Annotated in this window: 18 protein-coding genes and 1 pseudogene; 9 read left to right on the forward strand and 10 right to left on the reverse strand. The window is 71.3% G+C overall.

Features of this window, described 5'->3' with window-relative positions; all coding sequences use genetic code 11:
- Positions 1 to 46 precede the first annotated feature (46 nt).
- Positions 47 to 1,033 (reverse strand): aldo/keto reductase, encoded by a 987-nt coding sequence (locus tag ACIRJP_RS17600; protein WP_404174359.1) that lies wholly within the window; start codon positions 1,031 to 1,033, stop codon positions 47 to 49.
- A gap of 178 nt (positions 1,034 to 1,211) precedes the next feature.
- Between ACIRJP_RS17600 and ACIRJP_RS17605 the strand changes: the two genes are divergently transcribed.
- Both ACIRJP_RS17605 and ACIRJP_RS17610 read left to right on the forward strand, forming a co-directional pair.
- Positions 1,212 to 1,997 carry an SAM-dependent methyltransferase gene (locus ACIRJP_RS17605; protein WP_404174362.1) on the forward strand — a complete coding sequence of 262 codons (786 nt, stop codon included), beginning with the start codon at positions 1,212 to 1,214 and terminating at the stop codon, positions 1,995 to 1,997.
- A gap of 71 nt (positions 1,998 to 2,068) precedes the next feature.
- Positions 2,069 to 3,244, forward strand: coding sequence for a serine hydrolase domain-containing protein (locus ACIRJP_RS17610; RefSeq protein ID WP_404174364.1), 1,176 nt, complete (start codon positions 2,069 to 2,071; stop codon positions 3,242 to 3,244).
- A gap of 36 nt (positions 3,245 to 3,280) precedes the next feature.
- Here the strand turns inward: ACIRJP_RS17610 and ACIRJP_RS17615 are convergent, their stop codons facing one another.
- Positions 3,281 to 3,760, reverse strand: a complete 480-nt coding sequence (locus ACIRJP_RS17615; protein WP_404174367.1) for a GNAT family N-acetyltransferase — start codon at positions 3,758 to 3,760, stop codon at positions 3,281 to 3,283.
- Positions 3,761 to 3,810: 50 nt separating this feature from the next.
- Between ACIRJP_RS17615 and ACIRJP_RS17620 the strand changes: the two genes are divergently transcribed.
- Positions 3,811 to 4,626 (forward strand): exodeoxyribonuclease III, encoded by an 816-nt coding sequence (locus ACIRJP_RS17620; RefSeq protein WP_404174370.1) that lies wholly within the window; start codon positions 3,811 to 3,813, stop codon positions 4,624 to 4,626.
- 100 nt (positions 4,627 to 4,726) lie between these two features.
- Here ACIRJP_RS17620 and ACIRJP_RS17625 read toward each other — a convergent pair whose 3' ends face one another.
- Positions 4,727 to 5,386, reverse strand: a complete 660-nt coding sequence (locus ACIRJP_RS17625) for a MerR family transcriptional regulator (RefSeq protein WP_404174631.1) — start codon at positions 5,384 to 5,386, stop codon at positions 4,727 to 4,729.
- 194 nt (positions 5,387 to 5,580) lie between these two features.
- On the opposite strand from ACIRJP_RS17625, the gene ACIRJP_RS17630 reads away from it, so the two are divergent.
- The 5 genes from ACIRJP_RS17630 to ACIRJP_RS17650 all read left to right on the forward strand — a co-directional run bounded on the left by ACIRJP_RS17630 (position 5,581) and on the right by ACIRJP_RS17650 (position 10,010).
- On the forward strand, positions 5,581 to 7,122 hold the full coding sequence (locus tag ACIRJP_RS17630; RefSeq protein WP_404174373.1) for a flavin-containing monooxygenase: 1,542 nt from the start codon (positions 5,581 to 5,583) through the stop codon (positions 7,120 to 7,122).
- Positions 7,119 to 8,102 (forward strand): alpha/beta fold hydrolase, encoded by a 984-nt coding sequence (locus tag ACIRJP_RS17635; protein WP_404174376.1) that lies wholly within the window; start codon positions 7,119 to 7,121, stop codon positions 8,100 to 8,102. The genes ACIRJP_RS17630 and ACIRJP_RS17635 overlap by 4 nt, the downstream gene beginning before the upstream one ends.
- Complete coding sequence (locus tag ACIRJP_RS17640) at positions 8,099 to 8,992, forward strand: SDR family oxidoreductase (RefSeq protein ID WP_404174379.1); 894 nt, start codon at positions 8,099 to 8,101, stop codon at positions 8,990 to 8,992. Before ACIRJP_RS17635 ends, ACIRJP_RS17640 begins: the two co-directional genes overlap by 4 nt.
- A gap of 85 nt (positions 8,993 to 9,077) precedes the next feature.
- Positions 9,078 to 9,272: a hypothetical protein gene (locus ACIRJP_RS17645; RefSeq protein ID WP_351253052.1), complete on the forward strand. Its 195-nt coding sequence runs from the start codon at positions 9,078 to 9,080 to the stop codon at positions 9,270 to 9,272.
- Positions 9,273 to 9,566: 294 nt separating this feature from the next.
- Positions 9,567 to 10,010, forward strand: a complete 444-nt coding sequence (locus ACIRJP_RS17650; protein ID WP_404174382.1) for a peptidoglycan-binding domain-containing protein — start codon at positions 9,567 to 9,569, stop codon at positions 10,008 to 10,010.
- Between the two features lie 89 nt (positions 10,011 to 10,099).
- Here ACIRJP_RS17650 and ACIRJP_RS17655 read toward each other — a convergent pair whose 3' ends face one another.
- From ACIRJP_RS17655 to ACIRJP_RS17665, 3 genes are all read right to left on the reverse strand, one after another.
- Positions 10,100 to 10,903, reverse strand: coding sequence for a helix-turn-helix domain-containing protein (locus tag ACIRJP_RS17655; RefSeq protein ID WP_404174386.1), 804 nt, complete (start codon positions 10,901 to 10,903; stop codon positions 10,100 to 10,102).
- The gene (locus ACIRJP_RS17660) at positions 10,900 to 11,703 is read right to left on the reverse strand and encodes a helix-turn-helix domain-containing protein (protein ID WP_404174389.1); all 804 of its coding nucleotides are present in this window, start codon (positions 11,701 to 11,703) and stop codon (positions 10,900 to 10,902) included. The genes ACIRJP_RS17655 and ACIRJP_RS17660 overlap by 4 nt, the downstream gene beginning before the upstream one ends.
- Before the next feature lie 349 nt (positions 11,704 to 12,052).
- Entirely contained in the window at positions 12,053 to 13,309 is a 1,257-nt protein-coding gene (locus ACIRJP_RS17665) for an NAD(P)/FAD-dependent oxidoreductase (protein WP_404174392.1), read from the reverse strand.
- A 289-nt stretch (positions 13,310 to 13,598) separates the two neighbouring features.
- Between ACIRJP_RS17665 and ACIRJP_RS17670 the strand changes: the two genes are divergently transcribed.
- Entirely contained in the window at positions 13,599 to 14,069 is a 471-nt protein-coding gene (locus ACIRJP_RS17670; protein ID WP_404174395.1) for a nuclear transport factor 2 family protein, read from the forward strand.
- Between the two features lie 10 nt (positions 14,070 to 14,079).
- Here ACIRJP_RS17670 and ACIRJP_RS17675 read toward each other — a convergent pair.
- From ACIRJP_RS17675 to ACIRJP_RS17690, 4 genes and pseudogenes are all read right to left on the reverse strand, one after another.
- Positions 14,080 to 14,283 (reverse strand): annotated as a pseudogene (locus ACIRJP_RS17675) (DUF397 domain-containing protein).
- The gene (locus tag ACIRJP_RS17680; RefSeq protein ID WP_404174398.1) at positions 14,264 to 14,581 is read right to left on the reverse strand and encodes a Scr1 family TA system antitoxin-like transcriptional regulator; all 318 of its coding nucleotides are present in this window, start codon (positions 14,579 to 14,581) and stop codon (positions 14,264 to 14,266) included. Before ACIRJP_RS17680 ends, ACIRJP_RS17675 begins: the two are co-directional and overlap by 20 nt.
- 156 nt (positions 14,582 to 14,737) lie before the next feature.
- Positions 14,738 to 15,640 (reverse strand): RNA polymerase sigma-70 factor, encoded by a 903-nt coding sequence (locus tag ACIRJP_RS17685; RefSeq protein ID WP_404174401.1) that lies wholly within the window; start codon positions 15,638 to 15,640, stop codon positions 14,738 to 14,740.
- Between the two features lie 41 nt (positions 15,641 to 15,681).
- Positions 15,682 to 16,839, reverse strand: coding sequence for an NAD(P)/FAD-dependent oxidoreductase (locus ACIRJP_RS17690; RefSeq protein WP_404174404.1), 1,158 nt, complete (start codon positions 16,837 to 16,839; stop codon positions 15,682 to 15,684).
- Positions 16,840 to 16,988: the final 149 nt, after the last annotated feature.

The raw sequence follows: 16,988 nt of genomic DNA on the forward strand, positions 1-16,988 counted from the left end.
GGCAGCCGCACCCCCGCACCCCCGCCGCCCCGGCCCCGCGTCCGGATCAGTGGGCGGCGTCCAGGCGGGCCCGCTGGTCGTCCGTCAGGTCCAGGTCCACCGCTGCCAGGTTCTCCTTCAGCTGTGCCACCGATGACGCCCCGGCCAGCGGGATCACGGGCAGGCGGTGGCCGATCTGCCAGGCCAGGACGACCTGGTTGATGCCGGCTCCGGTCTCGGCGGCGATCTCGCGCAGGACCGTGAGCCGGGCGGGGGTGCCGGGGTGGTCGTAGTCCGCGGGGAGGGGCTTGTCCGTGCGGGTGTAGGCGCCGGCGAGCAGCGGGGAGTATGCGACCAGGGTCAGTCCGGGCTCGGCGCGGAGGTAGCTGAGCATCTCGGGGCCGGCGTGGCCGAGGCTGCCGTCCTCGAAGAGCGGGGTGGGGATGTCGTACCGGGGGCGCAGGTGGCTGTGCTGGTACTGCAGGACCTCATAGCCGGGCAGTCCGGCGGCGGCGGCGAGGGCGCGGGCGCGTTCCACCCGCCAGACGGCGTGGTTGCTGGCGCCCAGCAGGCCGACCGTTCCCTCGGCCACCAGCTCCCCGAACGCCTCGACGGTCTCGCCGAGGGGGACGGTGCGGTCCTCGATGTGTGCGTAGAGCAGGTCGAGCCTGTCCACGCCGAGCCGTTCCCGGCTGCGCTCGGTGGCCTCGCGGACCGCCTTCGCGGACAGGCCTTCCGGGTTGTCGATGAACCCGGTGCCGGGCGCGAGCGGTTCGGCGCCGAGCTTGGTGGCGATGACTATCGCATCACCGATGCCGCGGCTGCGCCGCCACTTGCCGAGCAGCCGCTCGCTCTGGCCGCCGAGGCCGCCGTCGACCCAGTAGGCGTAGTTGTCGGAGGTGTCGATGAAGGTGCCGCCGGCCTCGACGAAGTGGTCCAGGACGGCGAACGAGGTCTTCTCGTCGGTGACCGACCCGAAGAGCATCGCGCCGAGCGCGAGGACGCTCACCTCGCGGCGGGTGGCGGGATCGGTGCCGATGGTGCGGTACTTCATGACTGTTCCTCCCGTTGCGGCCGCCGTCGTCCGGTGGCCGTGGGAAGGAGTGTGGATGTTGAAGTGCACTTCAACGCAAGGGGGTTCCGGCCGCCGGGCCGGGACGCGCCTCGCCTACGCTGAGCGCGTTACCCGCTCTCGAATTCTTCGGAATCCACCGCACCGAGAGGAGCGCCCAGTGACGGTCGACAAGCCCGAGTGCCGGATCGACACCAGCAGGCCCCACCCCGCGCGCGTCTACGACTGGCTTCTGGGCGGCAAGGACAACTACCCGGTCGATCAGCAGGTGGCGGAGCAGCTGCCGGCCGAGGCGCGGGGCAACGCGGCGCGGAACCGGGCCTTCATGCACCGGGCCTCCGCCTGGCTGGCCCGCAACGGGGTCGATCAGTTCCTCGACATCGGCACCGGCATCCCCACCGAGCCCAATCTGCATCAGGTGGTCCAGGGCATCACGCCGTCCGCCCGGATCGTCTACGCGGACAACGACCCGATCGTGCTGCGGCACGCGGAGGCGCTGCTGATCAGCAGGCCGGAGGGGGCCACCGACTACATCCACGCGGATGTGCGCAAGCCGGAGGCGATCGTCGAGCACGCCCGCAAGCTGCTGGACTTCGACCGGCCGGTCGCGTTGTCCCTGATCGCGCTGCTGCACTTCCTGCCGGACGACGAGGATCCGTACGGCATCACCCGCGCCCTGGTAGACGCCCTGCCGTCGGGCAGCTTCCTGGTGCTCTCGCACGGCACGGCCGACCAGCATCCGGAGCTGAAGGCCGAGACCGAGGCCACGTACCAGAAGGGGGCGATTCCGCTGCGGATGCGTACCCGGAGCGAGGTCGAGCCCTTCTTCGAAGGGCTGGAGCTCGTCGAGCCCGGACTGGTCTTCGCCACGGAGTGGTACCGCGAGGAGCCCGCGCCGGTGCGGGAGCGCAGCGGCTTCTACGTCGGGGTCGGCCGGGTGCGTTGAACCCGGGCCGATGAGTTCTCGGCGGTGCGGCGGTCCTGCTCTTTTGTGGCGATGAGCGGGAAGGTGGACCGATGACCGATCTGAACGATGTCCTGAAGAAGCATGTCGGAGACGGGGCGGCGCCCGGGGCCGTGGGGCTGGTGGCCCGGGGGGACCGGGTCGAGGTGGTGGCCGTCGGGTCGGCCGATGCGGAGGGTACGGTCCCGATGCGCAGGGACTCGATCTTCCGTATCGCGTCGATGACCAAGCCCATCACCGCCGCCGCCGTCATGATGCTGGTCGAGGAAGGCCGGATCGCGCTGAACGAACCGGTCCGGCAGTGGCTGCCGGAGCTGGCGGCCCCGATGGTGGTCCGTACGCCGGCCTCCCCGGCCGACGACGTGGTCCCCGCCGACCGGGTCATCACGGTGGAGGACCTGCTCACCTTCCGGGCCGGGTACGGCTTCCCGTCGGACTTCTCGCTGCCCGCGGTCCAGCTGTTGTTCAGCGAGCTGAAGCAGGGGTCGGGGTCGCTCCAGCCGCAGCAGGTCCTGGCGCCGGACGCGTGGATGGCGGCGCTGTCCCGCATTCCGCTGCTCCACCAGCCGGGCGAGGAGTGGCTGTACAACACCTGCTCCGACATCCTCGGGGTGTTGATCGCGCGGGTTTCGGACCGGCCGCTGCCCGAGTTCCTGACGGAGCGGCTGTTCGAGCCCCTGGGCATGGCCGACACCGGGTTCGTCGTGCCGGCGGCGAAGGCCGACCGGTTCACCGGTTTCTACCGGGCCGATCCGGAGGGCGGGGGGCTCCGGCTGGCCGATGGTCCGGACGGGCAGTGGAGCAGCTTGCCCGCGTTTGCGTCCGGCGCCGGCGGGCTGGTCTCGACCGCCGACGACTGGTACGCCTTCGCCCGGATGCTGCTCGCCGGGGGAGCCGGGGGAGCCGGGGGGAAGGCCGGTGGGCGTCGGGTGCTGTCGGAGGAATCGGTGCGGCTGATGACCACCGACCATCTGACGCGGGCGCAGCGCGAGCGCGGCACGCTGTTCCTGGAGGGCCAGGGCTGGGGCTACGGCGGGTCGGTGGACGTCGAGGCCGTCGATCCCTGGAACGTTCCGGGGCGCTACGGCTGGGTGGGCGGCACGGGAACGGCGGGACATCTCACGCCCGCCACCGGCACCGTCTCCGTCCTGCTGACCCAGCTGGCGATGACCGCACCGACCCCGCCCCCGGTGATGCGGGAGTTCTGGCGGTACGCCGCCGGCGTCTGACAGCCGGGCGGTGCGGCCACTGCCGCAGTACCTCGGCTACCGCAGCGGCTTCGCGTAGCAGCGGCTGCTCTCGTACATGCGGTAGTGGCCGAACTTCTCGCACGGGGCGTAGCCGCTGGACACGTACAGCGCGATCGCCTCCGGCTGCCGGTCCCCGGTCTCCAGCACCATGCGGACACGGCCCGCCGCCCGCGCGTCCTCCTCCAGGGCGGCCAGGATGCGGCGGGCCAACCCCTTGCCCCGGCCCTCGGGTATCACGAACATCCGCTTGAGCTCGGCGTCGCCGTCCGAGTAGCCCTCGTCGTTACGGTCCTGGGTGCGCCAGCCGCCCGTGGCCACGGGGCGGTCCAGCGCGTCGTAGGCGAGGAGATACAGACCGTGCGGCGGCGCGAACATCGACGGGTCGAGCGGTGTGACATCGCCCTCGTCCCCGTATCGCTCGGCGTATTCGAGCTGTACCTGGTCGTTGAGTTTGACGGCGTCGGGGTGGTCGAACGGCCGGGCGTGGATATTCATGCCGTGCATCGTACATGTATGCGTGCGGCGAATGTCGGTATCGTGCCTGGATGCTGACTGTCACCTCCGTCAATGTCAACGGGCTCCGTGCCGCCGCCAAGAAGGGCTTCGTCGAGTGGCTGGCCCGGACTGAAGCCGATGTGATCTGCCTCCAGGAGGTGCGGGCCGAGGCGGAGCAGCTGCCCGAGGAGGTGCGTGAGCCGGCCGGCTGGCACGCCGTGCACGCGCCGGCCACCGCCAAGGGGCGGGCCGGGGTCTCCCTCTACACGCGGCGTGCGCCGGAGCGCGTGCAGATCGGGTTCAGCGGGTTCGGGGACGCCGGGAGCGAGGAGTTCGACGCGAGCGGGCGCTACGTCGAGATCGACCTGCCGGGCGTCACGGTCGCTAGCCTGTACCTGCCCTCCGGCGAGGCCGGGACCGAGAAGCAGGACGAGAAGGAGCGGTTCATGGCCGCGTTCCTCCCGTATCTGAAGGGCCTGCGGAAGCGGGCCGCGGAAGGCGGCCGCGAGGTGGTGGTCTGCGGCGACTGGAACATCGCCCACCGGGAAGCCGACCTCAAGAACTGGAAGGCCAACAAGAAGAGCTCCGGCTTCCTCCCCGAGGAGCGGGCGTGGCTGACACGGGTCTTCGACGAGGCCGAGTACGTCGATGTCGTACGGGCGCTGCACCCCGACGAGGAGGGGCCGTACTCGTGGTGGTCCTATCGCGGGCGGGCCTTCGACAACGACACCGGCTGGCGCATCGACTACCAGGTGGCGACGCCCGGTCTGGCCGGGCGCGCGGTGAAGGGCTGGGTCGAGCGGGCCGCGACGCACGCCGAGCGGTGGAGCGACCACGCGCCCGTCACGGTGGTCTTCGAACAGTAGAGCGTGCGAACGGGGTGAGTGCGGGGCGGCCCGGGCCGGGAAGCATTCCGGTGTGCGAGCGGGAGTGCCCCACCGGCGGCCGTCGTCGCGTGACCGACCGTCAGGGGGCGGGGTCCCGCGGCGGTTCGCCGGTGCTCTCGCGGCGCAGCCGCCGGTCCAGCGCCATGGACAGCTCGGCGTCCACCACCGCGCGGGCCAGCGGCCGGAGCTGCGGCGGCTCGGTCTCGCCGTCGTGGCCGCCCTGGTCCTCCAGGACACTCACGAAGAGTTCGGCGAGCGCGTCGGCGTGCTCGCGGACGCGGCGGCCGGCCGCGAGCACGGTCGCGAGCGGTACTCCCTCCCGTACCAGCTGGGACGAGACCTCCAGCAGGCGGCGGCTGATGTGGACGATCTCGTCGCCGTCCGTGGCGAGATAGCCCAGTTCGAGGGCGGCGGCCAGGTTCTCCGGGGTGGTCTCGCCCTCGAAGTAGTCCGCGAGCTGCTCGGGGGTGAGGCGTACCGGGGTCTCCTCGGTCGGCTCGCCCAGGCCCAGCACCTCGGCGACGTCGCGGCCGCTCTCGAAGGTGCGGGCGAGATCGGCGATGCCGGTGAGGGTGTGGCCGCGTTCCAGCAGGCCGGTGATGGTGCGCAGCCGGGCCAGGTGGTGGTCGTCGTACCAGGCGATGCGCCCCTCGCGGCGGGGTGGCGAGATCAGTCCGCGTTCCCGGTAGAAGCGCACGGTCCGCACCGGGATGCCGGCCGCCTTGGCCAGCTCCTCCATGCGGTATTCGCGGTGCTCGCGTCCTTCAGCCACACCCGCACCCTACCGGCCTCCCCCGGGGCGGAGGCCGGAAGTTGTACCGCCGGTAACTTTCCCGCGCCGCCCCCTACCCATCGGTACGGAGCTGCTCTACTCTCCCAACAATGCCAGTGATTGCTGGCAGAGTCGTGTGACGTACCGCGGGAGGCGGCAGCATGGCCCAGCACGAGCACGTACGAGTGGCGGTGATCGGATCCGGATTCGGGGGCCTCGGGGCCGCGGTCCGGCTGCGCCGCGAAGGCATCACGGACTTCGTCGTCCTGGAGCGGGCCGATTCCGTCGGCGGCACCTGGCGCGACAACCGTTACCCGGGCTGCGCCTGCGACGTACCGTCCCACCTCTACTCGTTCTCGTTCGCGCCCAACCCCGAGTGGCCGCGCACCTTCTCCGGGCAGGAGCACATCCGCGCCTATCTGGAGCACGTCGCGGACACCTTCGGGCTCCGCCCGCACCTGCGGCTCGGCCATGAGGTGACGGTCATGCGGTGGGACCGCGAGGAGCTGCACTGGGTCATCGAGACGGCGAACGGGGCCGGTTTCACCGCCGATGTCGTGGTCTCCGCGAGCGGTCCGCTCTCCGACCCGAAGACGCCGGACATCCCCGGTCTCGCCGGCTTCCCCGGCGAGGTCTTCCACTCGGCCCGCTGGAACCACGACGCCGATCTGACCGGCAAGCGCGTCGCCGTGATCGGCACCGGCGCCTCCGCCATCCAGATCGTGCCCGCGATCCAGCCGAAGGTCGCCGCCCTGACGCTCTTCCAGCGCACCCCGCCCTGGGTCATGCCGCGCATGGACCGGAAGATCAGCGGTGCCGAGCGCTGGCTGCACCGCGCCGTGCCGGTCACCGGCACGGCGCGCCGCGGACTGCTCTGGGGCATACGGGAGTTGCAGGTCAGCGCCTTCACCAAGCACCCGGGCGAGCTGGGCCTGGTCGAGAAGATAGCCAAGGCCAACATGGCGCGGGCCATCAAGGACCCCGCGCTGAGGGCCAAGCTGACCCCCTCGTACCGCATCGGCTGCAAGCGCATCCTGCTCTCCAGCGCCTACTACCCGGCGCTCGCGCAGCCCAACGTGGACGTGGTCGCCTCCGGCCTGGCCGAGGTGCGCGGCTCCACGCTCGTCGCCTCCGACGGCACGGAGACCGAGGCCGACGTGATCATCTTCGGCACCGGCTTCCACGTCACCGACATGCCGATCGCCGAGCGCGTGGTGGGCGCGGACGGCATCACGCTCACCGAGTCCTGGAAGGACGGCATGCAGGCGCTGCGCGGCGCCAGCGCCGCCGGCTTCCCCAACTGGATGACGATCATCGGCCCCAACACCGGGCTCGGTAACTCCTCGATGATCCTGATGATCGAGGCCCAGCTGAACTACATGGCCGACTACCTGCGCCAGCTGAACGTGCTGGGCGGGCGCGTCGCGCTCGACGCGCGGCCCTCGGCGGTCGGGTCCTGGAACCGCCGCGTCCAGGCGCGGATGAAGCGCACCGTGTGGAACACCGGCGGCTGCAACAGCTGGTACCTGGACGCCAACGGGCGCAACACCACGGTCTGGCCGGGCACCACCTCCGAGTTCCGCAAGGCGACGCGGTTGGTCGACCTCTCCGAGTACGAGGTCGTACGGATCCCGAAGAAGGCCGCTGCCGAGCCGAAGGCCGCCGTCGCGGCGAAGGCCGTCGCCGAGGAGGTCGTGGGATGAGCCGGCTGCTGCGGCGCGACGGCGCCCCGCCGGTCCCCACGCGCGAACTCACCGTGCGCTCCGCCGACGGCGCCCGCATCCACGTCGAGGTGCACGGGCGGGACGGCGCCCCGGCAGTGGTCCTCGCGCACGGCTGGACGTGCAGCACCCGCTTCTGGGACGCGCAGATCAGGGATCTCGCGGCGGACCACTGGGTCGTCGTCTACGACCAGCGCGGCCACGGCGCATCGCCCGCGGTCGCCCCCGGCGGATGCAGCACCGACGCCCTCGCCGACGACCTCGAAGCGGTACTGGCCGCCACGCTGGAACCGGGGGAGAAGGCCGTGATCGGCGGGCACTCCATGGGCGGCATGACGATCATTGCCGCCGCCCGGCGGGCCGGGCTGCGCGAGCACGCGGCGGCCGTACTGCTGTGCAGCACCGGCAGTTCGCGGCTGCCGCACGAGTCGACCGTGGTACCGATGCGGGCCGGTTCGGTGCGGACCCGGATGACCCGGGGAATCCTTCTGGCATCGGTCCCGCTGGGACCGGTCACACCGATTACCCGGCGGGTGCTCAAGTACGCCACGATGGGAGCGGGGTCGGCACCGGAGCGGGTCGAGACCTGCGCCCGGATCGTGCACGCCTGCCCGAGGAGGGCCAGGGCCGCCTGGGGGCGGGTCCTCGCGGACCTCGACCTCGACGCGGGCGTACGGGAGTTGCGGGTGCCCACGGCGGTGATCGCGGGTACGGCGGACCGGCTCACCCCGATCGGGCAGGCCCGGTCGATCGCGGCCGCGCTCCCCGACGGCCTGGGGCTCACCGAGCTGACGGGCCAGGGCCACATGACGCCGGTGGAGGCGCCGGAGGCGGTCACGGCGAAGCTCCGGGAGCTGGCCGCCGCGTACCTCCCGGCGGGTGCGGCCGCGGGCACGGACGCGGGCACGAAGACGGATTCGAGTGCGGGCACGGGTACGGCCGAGAAGGAGGAGGTCGCATGAGCGGCAGGCGGAGTCTGGAAGGACAGGTCGTCGTCGTCACGGGCGCGGCGCGCGGCGTGGGTGAACTGCTGGCCCGCAAGCTCTCGGCGCGCGGCGCCGAGCTCGCGCTCGTCGGGCTGGAGCCGGACGAGCTGAAGAAGGTCTCCGAGCGGCTGCACTCCAAGAGCGACCACTGGTTCGCGGACGTCACCGACCACGAGGCGATGGCGCGGGTCGCCCAGGAGGTCAAGCAGCGGTTCGGGAAGATCGACGTCGTCGTCGCCAACGCCGGGGTCGCCGCGGGCGGACCGTTCGTCGACTCGGACCCGGATGCCTGGCGCCGGGTCATCGAGGTCAACCTGATCGGCGGCGCGGTGACCGGGCGGGCGTTCCTGCCGGTGCTGATGGAGAGCCGCGGCTACTTTCTCCAGATCGCCTCGCTCGCGGCGATGACGCCGGCGCCGATGATGACCGCGTACTGCGCTTCCAAGTCGGGCGTGGAGGCGTTCGCGCACAGCCTGCGGGCCGAGGTCGCCCACCGGGGCGTGAAGGTCGGGGTCGGCTACCTGTCCTGGACCGACACGGACATGGTGCGGGGCGCCGACCAGGACGACGTGATGCGGGAGCTGCGCCAGCGGCTGCCCTTCCCGGCGAACCGCACGTACCCGCTGGGCCCCGCCGTCGACCGGATCGTCGCCGGTGTCGAGCGCCGCTCCTCGCACGTGTACGCACAGTGGTGGCTGCGCGGGATGCAGTCGGTGCGGGGCTACCTGCCCTCGCTGATCGGCGTCGTCGGCCAGCGGGAGGTCCGTAGGTTCGGCTCGCGGCTGGACAGTGTGAGCAAGGGGCTCGTGGGCGCCGGGGGCGCCGCCGACCAGGACGCGAGGGCGGCGGCTACGCAGCGTAAGTGATCGACATGCGGTGGATGCCGGGTCCTGCGACGCTGAACGAGGTCCTCACGGACCGCCCACCAAGCATCCACTAGGAGTGAACAGCATGGGCATCGCAGACCAGTTCAAGGACAAGGCGCAGGAGCTCGCCGACCAGGCGAAGCGGAAGATGGACGAGGGCCGGGAAGAGGGCCGCGAGCGGACGCAGGACGCGTCCCAGCGCACCTCGCAGACCTCGCGGCAGGGCCGTGACAAGGCCCAGGACGCCACGAAGAACCTGCGCGAGCGTCGCGACCGCTGACCCTGCGCCTTCGCGCCGTCCTGGCGCGTAGTCCGCTGTGTCGAAGGGTGTGTCCGGGAGACCGGGCACACCCTTTCGGTACGCCGTGTCCGTCCCACCGTCCCACGTCCCGCCGCGTGAGTCCCCCCGTCCCACCGCGCCGTCACCGTGGACGGCATCTGTGCAGGTCACAACATGGGACGTCCCCCGAGCGCGTCACTTCCCCGTCGGCTGTGGCATCCCCTCCTCCCCACCCCGCAATGTTGGTCGCAGAGCCGGCCGACGGGGCCGGGCCGAACTTCGGGGAGGAACAGAATGCGAACCATGACGAGGGCGTTCGTCGGCGTCACCACCGCCATCGCGATCGCCGGCGGGGGTGTGGCGGCCGCGGGCACCGGCTTCGCGGCGACCGGTCGGGCGACGAACGCGGCGGCGAGCGCCACGGCCGTCACCCCGCAGGCGATCGTCAACCTCGGCCTCAACGCCACACAGGCCAAGAAGCTCCAGCGCGACCTGAAGGCCAACTGGGGCTACAAGGGCGCCATCGACGGGCAGCTCGGTCCGGACAGCTGGAAGGCCATGCAGCGCTTCCTGAAGGCGAACTGGAAGTACACCGGCGCGATCGACGGCATCGTCGGCAGCGGCACGGTGAAGGCGATCCAGCGCTGGCTGAAGGCCAACTGGGGCTACACGGGCGCCATCGACGGCATCGCCGGGGCGGGGACCCAGGCCGCGCTGAAGCGGTACTGCAACTCCTGAGCACGTAGCTCCTGAGTCCGTCGTACGCACCGGAGGCCGGGTAGGGCCGCCTCCGGTGCGTACGGTCCGTTCGTCCGGGGTCCCCGGTCTCAGCCGGGGAAGCACTCGGGGCGGCCGCCCGGTACCTCCAGGCAGATCCTGGCGCCCGCCCGGCTGTCACCGGCGGCCATCGGCGTCGCCAGATACTGTCCGGTGTCGCGGCCCCCTTCGGCCGTGACCTGCTGGGTGTGCCCGGTCGGCAGTGACAGTTCGACCCGGTCGCCCGGCAGCAGCCCGGTGGTCCGTACCCACAGGGTGTGGCAGAGCTGGGCATGGCGCAGTTCCAGGCGCCGCCCGCCGGACGCGGTGTGGGTGGCCAGGGTGGTGATCATCCCGGCCCCGCCGCAGCCCATCGCCACGGGGCTCCTGCCCTCGCAACCGGCGGCCCGGCAGCCCGGGTTGCGCACGAGCGGTTCCGTGGCGGCGCGGGTCCGCCCGTCCGGCCCTCCGTCGAGGAAGGCGGCCGTGGCCAGGCAGGCAGCCACCACCCCGGCCACGGCCCCGGCGACCGCCCACCACCGCACTCCCGCGCGGGGAGGAGTGACGGGCCGGTCCGGTTCCTCCGGCGCAGATGCGGGGGCAGGCGCTGGCACGGGTACGGGCCGGGCCCGGCCGCTCCACTCGGCGTCCGCCAGCTCCCAGAGCGCCAACAGCCGGCCGGGCGGCGTCCCGGTGAGCTCGCACAGCGCCAGTACCGCCTGGCGGGGTGCGGGCTTCTTGCCGTTGAGATAGCGCTCCCACGACGATTTGCTGTACGGGGTACGGGCCGCCAGCGCGGCCAGGCTCAGGCCGGACCGCTCCCTGATCTCGCGGAGAGCTTCGGCCAGTTGACCGCTCACGACGGAGATCGTCATCGACGTAACTCCCGCCAGGTGTCCGGGCCGATGATGCCGTCCACGACGAGGTGGTGCGCGCCCTGGAACCTCCTGGCGGCGCCCTTGGTGCGCTCGTCGTACAGCCCGTCGAAGACGCCGGGGCTGAAGCCCTTCTCGCGCAGCAGGCACTGGGCCTCCACCACGTCGAACCCGGTGCTGTTGATGTCGAGCAGCATCTCGTGGGTGGCGCTGTGTGCCGCCCGCAGCTCGCCGTCCTTGCGCTGTACGTCGCAGGTGTAGGTCTGCCCGCGCAGATACCCGGTCCCGGCCGCCACGGCACCGGTCTTCGCCGCCTTCTCCGCCGGGGCGCCGTCGTCCCACGCCCCCGCGACCAGCAGCCCGCCCCCGAAGGAGACGACGACGGCCAGCGCCATCGCTCCGAGTGTCCACTTCAGCGACACGGTGCGCGTCGCCCGGCCCGCCGCTCGAGGCTGCTCCTGCTCTTCCTGTTCTTCCTGCTGTTCCGGTTCCTGGTCCTGCTCCCGCGGCGGCTGGTCAGGCCGCCCGGCTTCCTCGGTACGGGCCCGTTCGGCGACCTCGTACAGTACGACGAGCCGCGTCGGCTCCGTACCGCAGACCTGTGCCAGTTCCTCGACCGCCTTGCGCGGCACGGGCTTCTTGCCGTTCAGATACCGTTCCCACGAGGATCGGCTGTAGCTGGTCCGGCTCGCGAGCGCGGCCAGGCTCAGGCCGCTGTGGTCCTTCAGTCTGCGTAACTGGACGAGAAGCTGGCTTTCGCTGCTGGGCAGTTCCGTGGGCAGCTCTTTCCATCGCGGCATGCGGATTCCCCCGGTTCTTCCGGTCGTTGCCCTAAATAGTGGGCTATCGGAGCTCCGCAAGCGAGGAGTTGAGGTCCTCGGGGCTGTCACCCTGCCGGGGGAGGCCGAGGGAGCCGCGCGCTGTTGACGGTGTAGCGGTGCAGGTAGACGCGGGGAGAAGAACGGGCCCTCGCCGTCGGCGAGAGCGATGATCTCGGTCGAGCCGATCCGGAGACGGGGAACGTCGAGAGACGTGATCGCGATCCTGCCACGCCAGGAGCGACGCCCAACTGCCGTTCAGGGATGAATAGTTCTGCGAGAGATCGCGGATTCCCGGCGGACCATGTCCCCCGGCGCGCCCGGTCAGCGGTCAGGGTTTCGCTCCGCGGTGCCTGACGTTGACGACCAGGGCCTTGGTCAGTGCCACGGGGCTCAGGAAACGCAGCGGACCGATCAGGCGGGCCGCGAACATGTACATGTGCCGCGCAAGCGCCGCATCGCGCGCCGCCGCCGAGAACATCAGCCGTTCCATGGCCTTGAACGGGCGGGACTTGGCGTAGTCGGCGGCCAGCTGCTGGTGGCCGGTCAGCCGGCGTCGGTGTGTGCGTGCGTACGCGGTGAGGGAGGCGTCGAGGTCTGCCCGGAGCCCGGTCGCGGTCGGCGCGATCGCCTCCGTGAGCCATTGGGCGGTCTGGAGGGCCCATCCGCATCCCACGCCCCACAGCGGGTCGCTGGTCAGGGCGGCGTCGCCGATGAGCGCGACGCCCGGTGCGGTCGGTCTGCGGGTGTGGAGCGGGTAGTCGACCGTGCCGATGATCTTCGACACTCGTTCGGCGGAGTCGATGGGCGGTGCCTCGGGCAGAGCGCGGACGAATTCGAGGAAGCTGCCCTCCAGGTCCTCCTTGAAGGCCGGCAGCCGCTTCTTGTCCGGGAGCACCGCGAGGACCGTCACTCCGTCGTCGTTCGGAAACGCGTATGCCATGTCGGGTTCGAGGAACCAGGTCTGACCGATCCCGCCGGACAGCGGAAGGTTCCGGAAGTGCGCGAGATAGCCGAACCGGCCGTTCTCGTACTGTTTGGTGGGCACTTCGGCGAACTTCGCCACGGCCGAGTCCTTGCCGTCGGCGGCGACCACCAGACGGGCCCGGATCTCGCGCTCGCCCTGCGGCGTCGACGCACGCACGCCCACGGTTCGCCCGGCTTCCCGGATCAGCCCGGTCACCCGGTGACCGAGGAGCAGATCGGCCCCGGGGGTCTCGGCGGCAAGGGACCTGATCAACGGGTCGAGGGTGCTGCGCCGTACGTTGTACCCGTGCGGCAGCTCGGCGCCGTCCGACGAGGCGTTCGGCTCGATCCATCCCCAACGGGTGTGCCAACGGGCGTCGTTGCGGACGGCCCCCGCCTTCTCAAGAGCGGGGACGAGGCCGAGCTCGTCCAGCACCGGGTAGGCGTTGGCCGTGATGGAGTGGGTGCAGAGCACCTTGTACGCCTCGGGGTCCGAGCGGCGCTCCAGCAGCGCGACGCGGACGCCGCGCCGAGCGAGCAGGATCGCCGCGGCACTGCCGGCGAGGCCGGATCCGCTGATGACGACGTCGTAGTCGGGTCCCGTGCTCTCGGTGTTGGCCATGTGCTGATCGTCCCCTTCGGGGTGCGCCGTTCGTGGGAGGGGAGCAGTGCCACTGCTGTCAGGCACATGGCGAAGTGTAGAGAGTGGGAGAGCCGCTGAGCGGGGCGTTTCCGGGAAACACGGGCGTCACCGGCCGGGGAGTCTCGGCGGTCGATGCCATTACCTGCGAGGTAATGGCCCCGATCTGTCGGTGATGGCGAGAATGCTGATCTCGCCGTGTCAGCCGGATGCGGATGTCCGATCGGAGTGAAGAACCGTGTCTCCAGACGCACCCGTAACCACTCGCGCCGTGGTGGAAGAACTGCTGCGCCGGATCGCGGAGGGTGAGCCCGAACGCATCGCTGAGATGTATGCCGAGCGGGGCGACTGGAAGCTGGACTGGCCAGAGGCCGAGCACGGTCGGGCCGCAACCCCGTGGATCCGCCACCGTCGCACCCGAGCGGATGCCGCCGCCCACTACCGCGAGCTCGCCGAGCACCACGTGCCTGGGCAGGCGGCGACCGAGATCGAGCGCATCCTCATCGACGGCAACGACGCGGTCGTGCTCGGTGAAATCCGTCAGACGGCCCGTTCCACGGGTCGCGCGTATCGGGCCCGGTTCGCTCTGCACCTCACTGTCGAGCAGGGTCTTGTCACCCGGCACCATGTCTATGAAGACAGCCTTGCCGTTGCCCAGGCGTTCGACACGACGAGGCGGAACGAGGAGGGCGTGCCGTCCACTACCGACGGCGGAACAGGTCGTACACCCGCCACAAGGTGACCCGGCCGGGTCAGGGCGCCTTGACGGCCTCGACGAACGGCGTCCACGCGGACGCGGGAATGACGAGCACGGGTCCTTCGGGGCGCTTGGAGTCGCGGACGGGGACGAGGCCGGGGTGTCCGTCCGCGACTTAGAGGCAGTTGCCACCATCGCCATTGCTGCGACTGCTCTTGCGCCAGGTGGCAGCGCTGAGATCAAGGACGATGCTGGCCATTCCGGTACTCCTCGGCCACCTTCTCGATCAGTTCGAGGGACACCTCTGGCGGCAAGGCGGCGGCCCTGAGCCGATCGCATGCCTCGCGGTAGCGCATGACGATGGACGGATCGTCGATGGTCTGGCCGTGGTACGAGCCCTCGGTGTAGAGCAACGGTGGCTCGTTGTCGAAGTCCATGAGGAAGAGCGGCAGTTCTGTAAGCGCCCGGGTCGGACCGTTCCCCGGAAGGATTTGCGCAACGACGCGTCGACTCGAACTGAGCGACCCCGAGCCGTGCGCCTGGCCCGCACTGCGCACCGCGTCCGTCGGTGACGAGTCGGGGCGCGGGCTGGCGCTCGTGGTCGCGTTGGCGCCGCGGTGGGGGATCGAGCAGCGGCCGTACGGGAAGACGGTCTGGTGCGAGCTGCGGGCCCCCGGTCCGTCCTTCGCCGAAGGACGGACCGGTGAAAGGGATCAGCGCAGGGTGAGCGGGGTCTCGGAGCCGACGCGGGTCAGCTTCTCCGGGTTGCGTACGTAGTAGAGGCCGGTGATGTGGGCGTCCTCGATCCGGAACGCCACGACGCCGTCGACAACGCCGTCCAGACGCAGCAGGAACGCCGGGTTGCCGTTGGCCAGGGTGGGGCTGATGGTGATCGTGGCGGTCTGCTTGCCGGCGCCGCCGACGAGGTAACGGGCCACCTTGTCGGCACCGATGATCGGCCGCCGCGCCGCCTGCTTGATGCCGCCGCCGTCGCCGAGGAGGACCACGTCGGGGGCGAGCACGTCGAGGAGGCCCTGGAGGTCCCCGGTCTCCAGGGCGCGCCGGAACGAGTCCACCGCCGCCCGGGACACGCTCGCCGAGACCGCCGCACGGGGGCGGCGGGCGTCGACGTGGCGGCGGGCGCGGTGCGCGATCTGGCGGACGGCCGCCGGGGTCTTCTCGACGGCGGTGGCGATCTCGTCGTAGTCGACGGCGAAGACCTCGCGCAGCACGAACACGGCGCGTTCCGTCGGGGACAGGGTTTCCAGGACGAGCATCAGGGCCATCGACACGCTCTCGGCGAGCTCGACGTCCTCGGCCACGTCCGGCGCGGTGAGCACCGGTTCGGGAAGCCAGGGGCCGACGTACGCCTCCTTGCGGCGCGACAGCGTGCGCAGCCGGTTGAGGGACTGCCGGGTGGTGATCCGGACCAGGTAGGCGCGCTGGTCGCGCACCTGTTCCGGGTCGACCTCGACCCATCGCAGCCAGGTCTCCTGGAGGACGTCCTCCGCGTCGGCCGCCGATCCGAGCATTTCGTAGGCGACGGTGAAGAGCAGGTTGCGATGGGCGACGAAAGCCTCGGTCGCCGGGTCGGTGGTGGCGTGGTCGTCGTTCACTTCTTGCCTCTTCTCGTAGCCCGGCTCGCGGCCATGAGCTCTCAGGCCGTTTGTTCGGCGGTGGCCGGTGCCTTGTCGCGTTCGGCGCGCGGGCCGCTCTTGCGGGCCTCGTTCCCCAACTGCTTGACGGTGGCCTTGCAGACGATCTCCTTGAGCTTCGCACCGGGGCGGCCACCCAGGTACAGCGGGTTCGCGCGGTCGTCCATCGAGGCGAACTGGAAGAACCCGGTGCGGCGGCCCAGGCTCATGCACTGGCCGGCGAACCGCACCTTCAGGGGTGCGGGCCGCTCGCCCGCGATCCGGCTGAGCACCGTGCGGGCGGCGCGCGAGCCCAGCTGGCCCGCGGCCTGGCAGCTCATCCGGAACGGCGCGTCGGCCGGTGCCGCCGCGTCCCCGGCCGCCACGATGCGCGGGTCGTCCACGCTCGTCAGCGTCTCGTCGGTGAGCAGTCGGCCCACGGTGTCGGTGGTCAGCCCGCTGCGGGCGGCCAGGTCCGGCACGCTGAATCCGGCGGCCCAGACGGTGACCCGGCTGGGGAGTTCGCGGCCGTCGTCGAGCCGTACGGCATCACGGGTCACGGCGGCCACCCGCGCGCCCGGGCCCTCGATCACGGTCACACCGAGTTCGGCGAGGGCCCGGGCGACCGCGCGGCGGCCCCGGGGGTGCAGATACGGTCCGAGCTCCTCGCCGCAGACCAGGGTCACGGCCCGGCCCTCCTCGGCCAGTTCGGCGGCGGTCTCGATGCCGGTCGGGCCCGAGCCGACCACGGTCACCGGGGCCGTCGCGGGTGCGGCGTCGACGGCCGGCCGCAGCCGCCGCGCCTCCTCCAGGGTGGCGATCGGGTGGGCGAACTCCGCCGCGCCGGGCACGTCCGGTACGGCGCTGCCGCTGCCCACCGCGTAGATCAGGTAGTCGTAGCCGACCGTTGAGCCACCTGTGAGCTCCACGCCGCGCCCGGCCGCGTCGATCGTCGCCACGCTGTCGACCACCAGCCGGATGTTCCCGGCCAGGACCTCCGCGTAGTCGACGACGGCGTCATTGCTTCCACCGACCAGTTGGTGGAGGCGGATGCGCTCGACGAAGTCGGGGCGCGGGTTGATGAGCGTGACGGTCAAGTCGGCCTGCTGGGCCAGCCGGTTGGCGGCGGTGACGCCCGCATAACCTCCGCCGATCACGACCACGCCGGTGTTCTTGTTCATGGTGTCCGCGTCTCCGTCCGTTCCGTTCCGATGTCTGCTTGCGGTCTTGCGGCATCAAGACACCGGGGGGAGCGGAGCTGTGACAGGGGGTGAGCCAGATCACTCGGGCGGATTCTGCTGGAGATGACAGGAGGGATGAGCCGCGGTCC

Origin of the sequence: Streptomyces sp. NPDC102437 (genome assembly GCF_044765565.1) — a bacterium.
GTDB lineage: Bacteria > Actinomycetota > Actinomycetes > Streptomycetales > Streptomycetaceae > Streptomyces.

What these genes read in the sequence shown, in the direction of transcription:
- ACIRJP_RS17615 (WP_404174367.1), bottom strand. Translation starts at nt 3,760, where the DNA reads ATGAATATCCACGCCCGGCCGTTCGACCACCCCGACGCCGTCAAACTC.
- ACIRJP_RS17625 (WP_404174631.1), bottom strand. Translation starts at nt 5,386, where the DNA reads ATGGAGGAGCTGGCCAAGGCGGCCGGCATCCCGGTGCGGACCGTGCGC.
- ACIRJP_RS17635 (WP_404174376.1), top strand. Translation starts at nt 7,119, where the DNA reads ATGAGCCGGCTGCTGCGGCGCGACGGCGCCCCGCCGGTCCCCACGCGC.
- ACIRJP_RS17665 (WP_404174392.1), bottom strand. Translation starts at nt 13,309, where the DNA reads ATGGCCAACACCGAGAGCACGGGACCCGACTACGACGTCGTCATCAGC.
- ACIRJP_RS17690 (WP_404174404.1), bottom strand. Translation starts at nt 16,839, where the DNA reads ATGAACAAGAACACCGGCGTGGTCGTGATCGGCGGAGGTTATGCGGGC.
- ACIRJP_RS17660 (WP_404174389.1), bottom strand. Translation starts at nt 11,703, where the DNA reads ATGCCGCGATGGAAAGAGCTGCCCACGGAACTGCCCAGCAGCGAAAGC.
- ACIRJP_RS17650 (WP_404174382.1), top strand. Translation starts at nt 9,567, where the DNA reads ATGCGAACCATGACGAGGGCGTTCGTCGGCGTCACCACCGCCATCGCG.
- ACIRJP_RS17620 (WP_404174370.1), top strand. Translation starts at nt 3,811, where the DNA reads ATGCTGACTGTCACCTCCGTCAATGTCAACGGGCTCCGTGCCGCCGCC.
- ACIRJP_RS17645 (WP_351253052.1), top strand. Translation starts at nt 9,078, where the DNA reads ATGGGCATCGCAGACCAGTTCAAGGACAAGGCGCAGGAGCTCGCCGAC.
- ACIRJP_RS17640 (WP_404174379.1), top strand. Translation starts at nt 8,099, where the DNA reads ATGAGCGGCAGGCGGAGTCTGGAAGGACAGGTCGTCGTCGTCACGGGC.
- ACIRJP_RS17600 (WP_404174359.1), bottom strand. Translation starts at nt 1,033, where the DNA reads ATGAAGTACCGCACCATCGGCACCGATCCCGCCACCCGCCGCGAGGTG.
- ACIRJP_RS17655 (WP_404174386.1), bottom strand. Translation starts at nt 10,903, where the DNA reads ATGACGATCTCCGTCGTGAGCGGTCAACTGGCCGAAGCTCTCCGCGAG.
- ACIRJP_RS17630 (WP_404174373.1), top strand. Translation starts at nt 5,581, where the DNA reads ATGGCCCAGCACGAGCACGTACGAGTGGCGGTGATCGGATCCGGATTC.
- ACIRJP_RS17610 (WP_404174364.1), top strand. Translation starts at nt 2,069, where the DNA reads ATGACCGATCTGAACGATGTCCTGAAGAAGCATGTCGGAGACGGGGCG.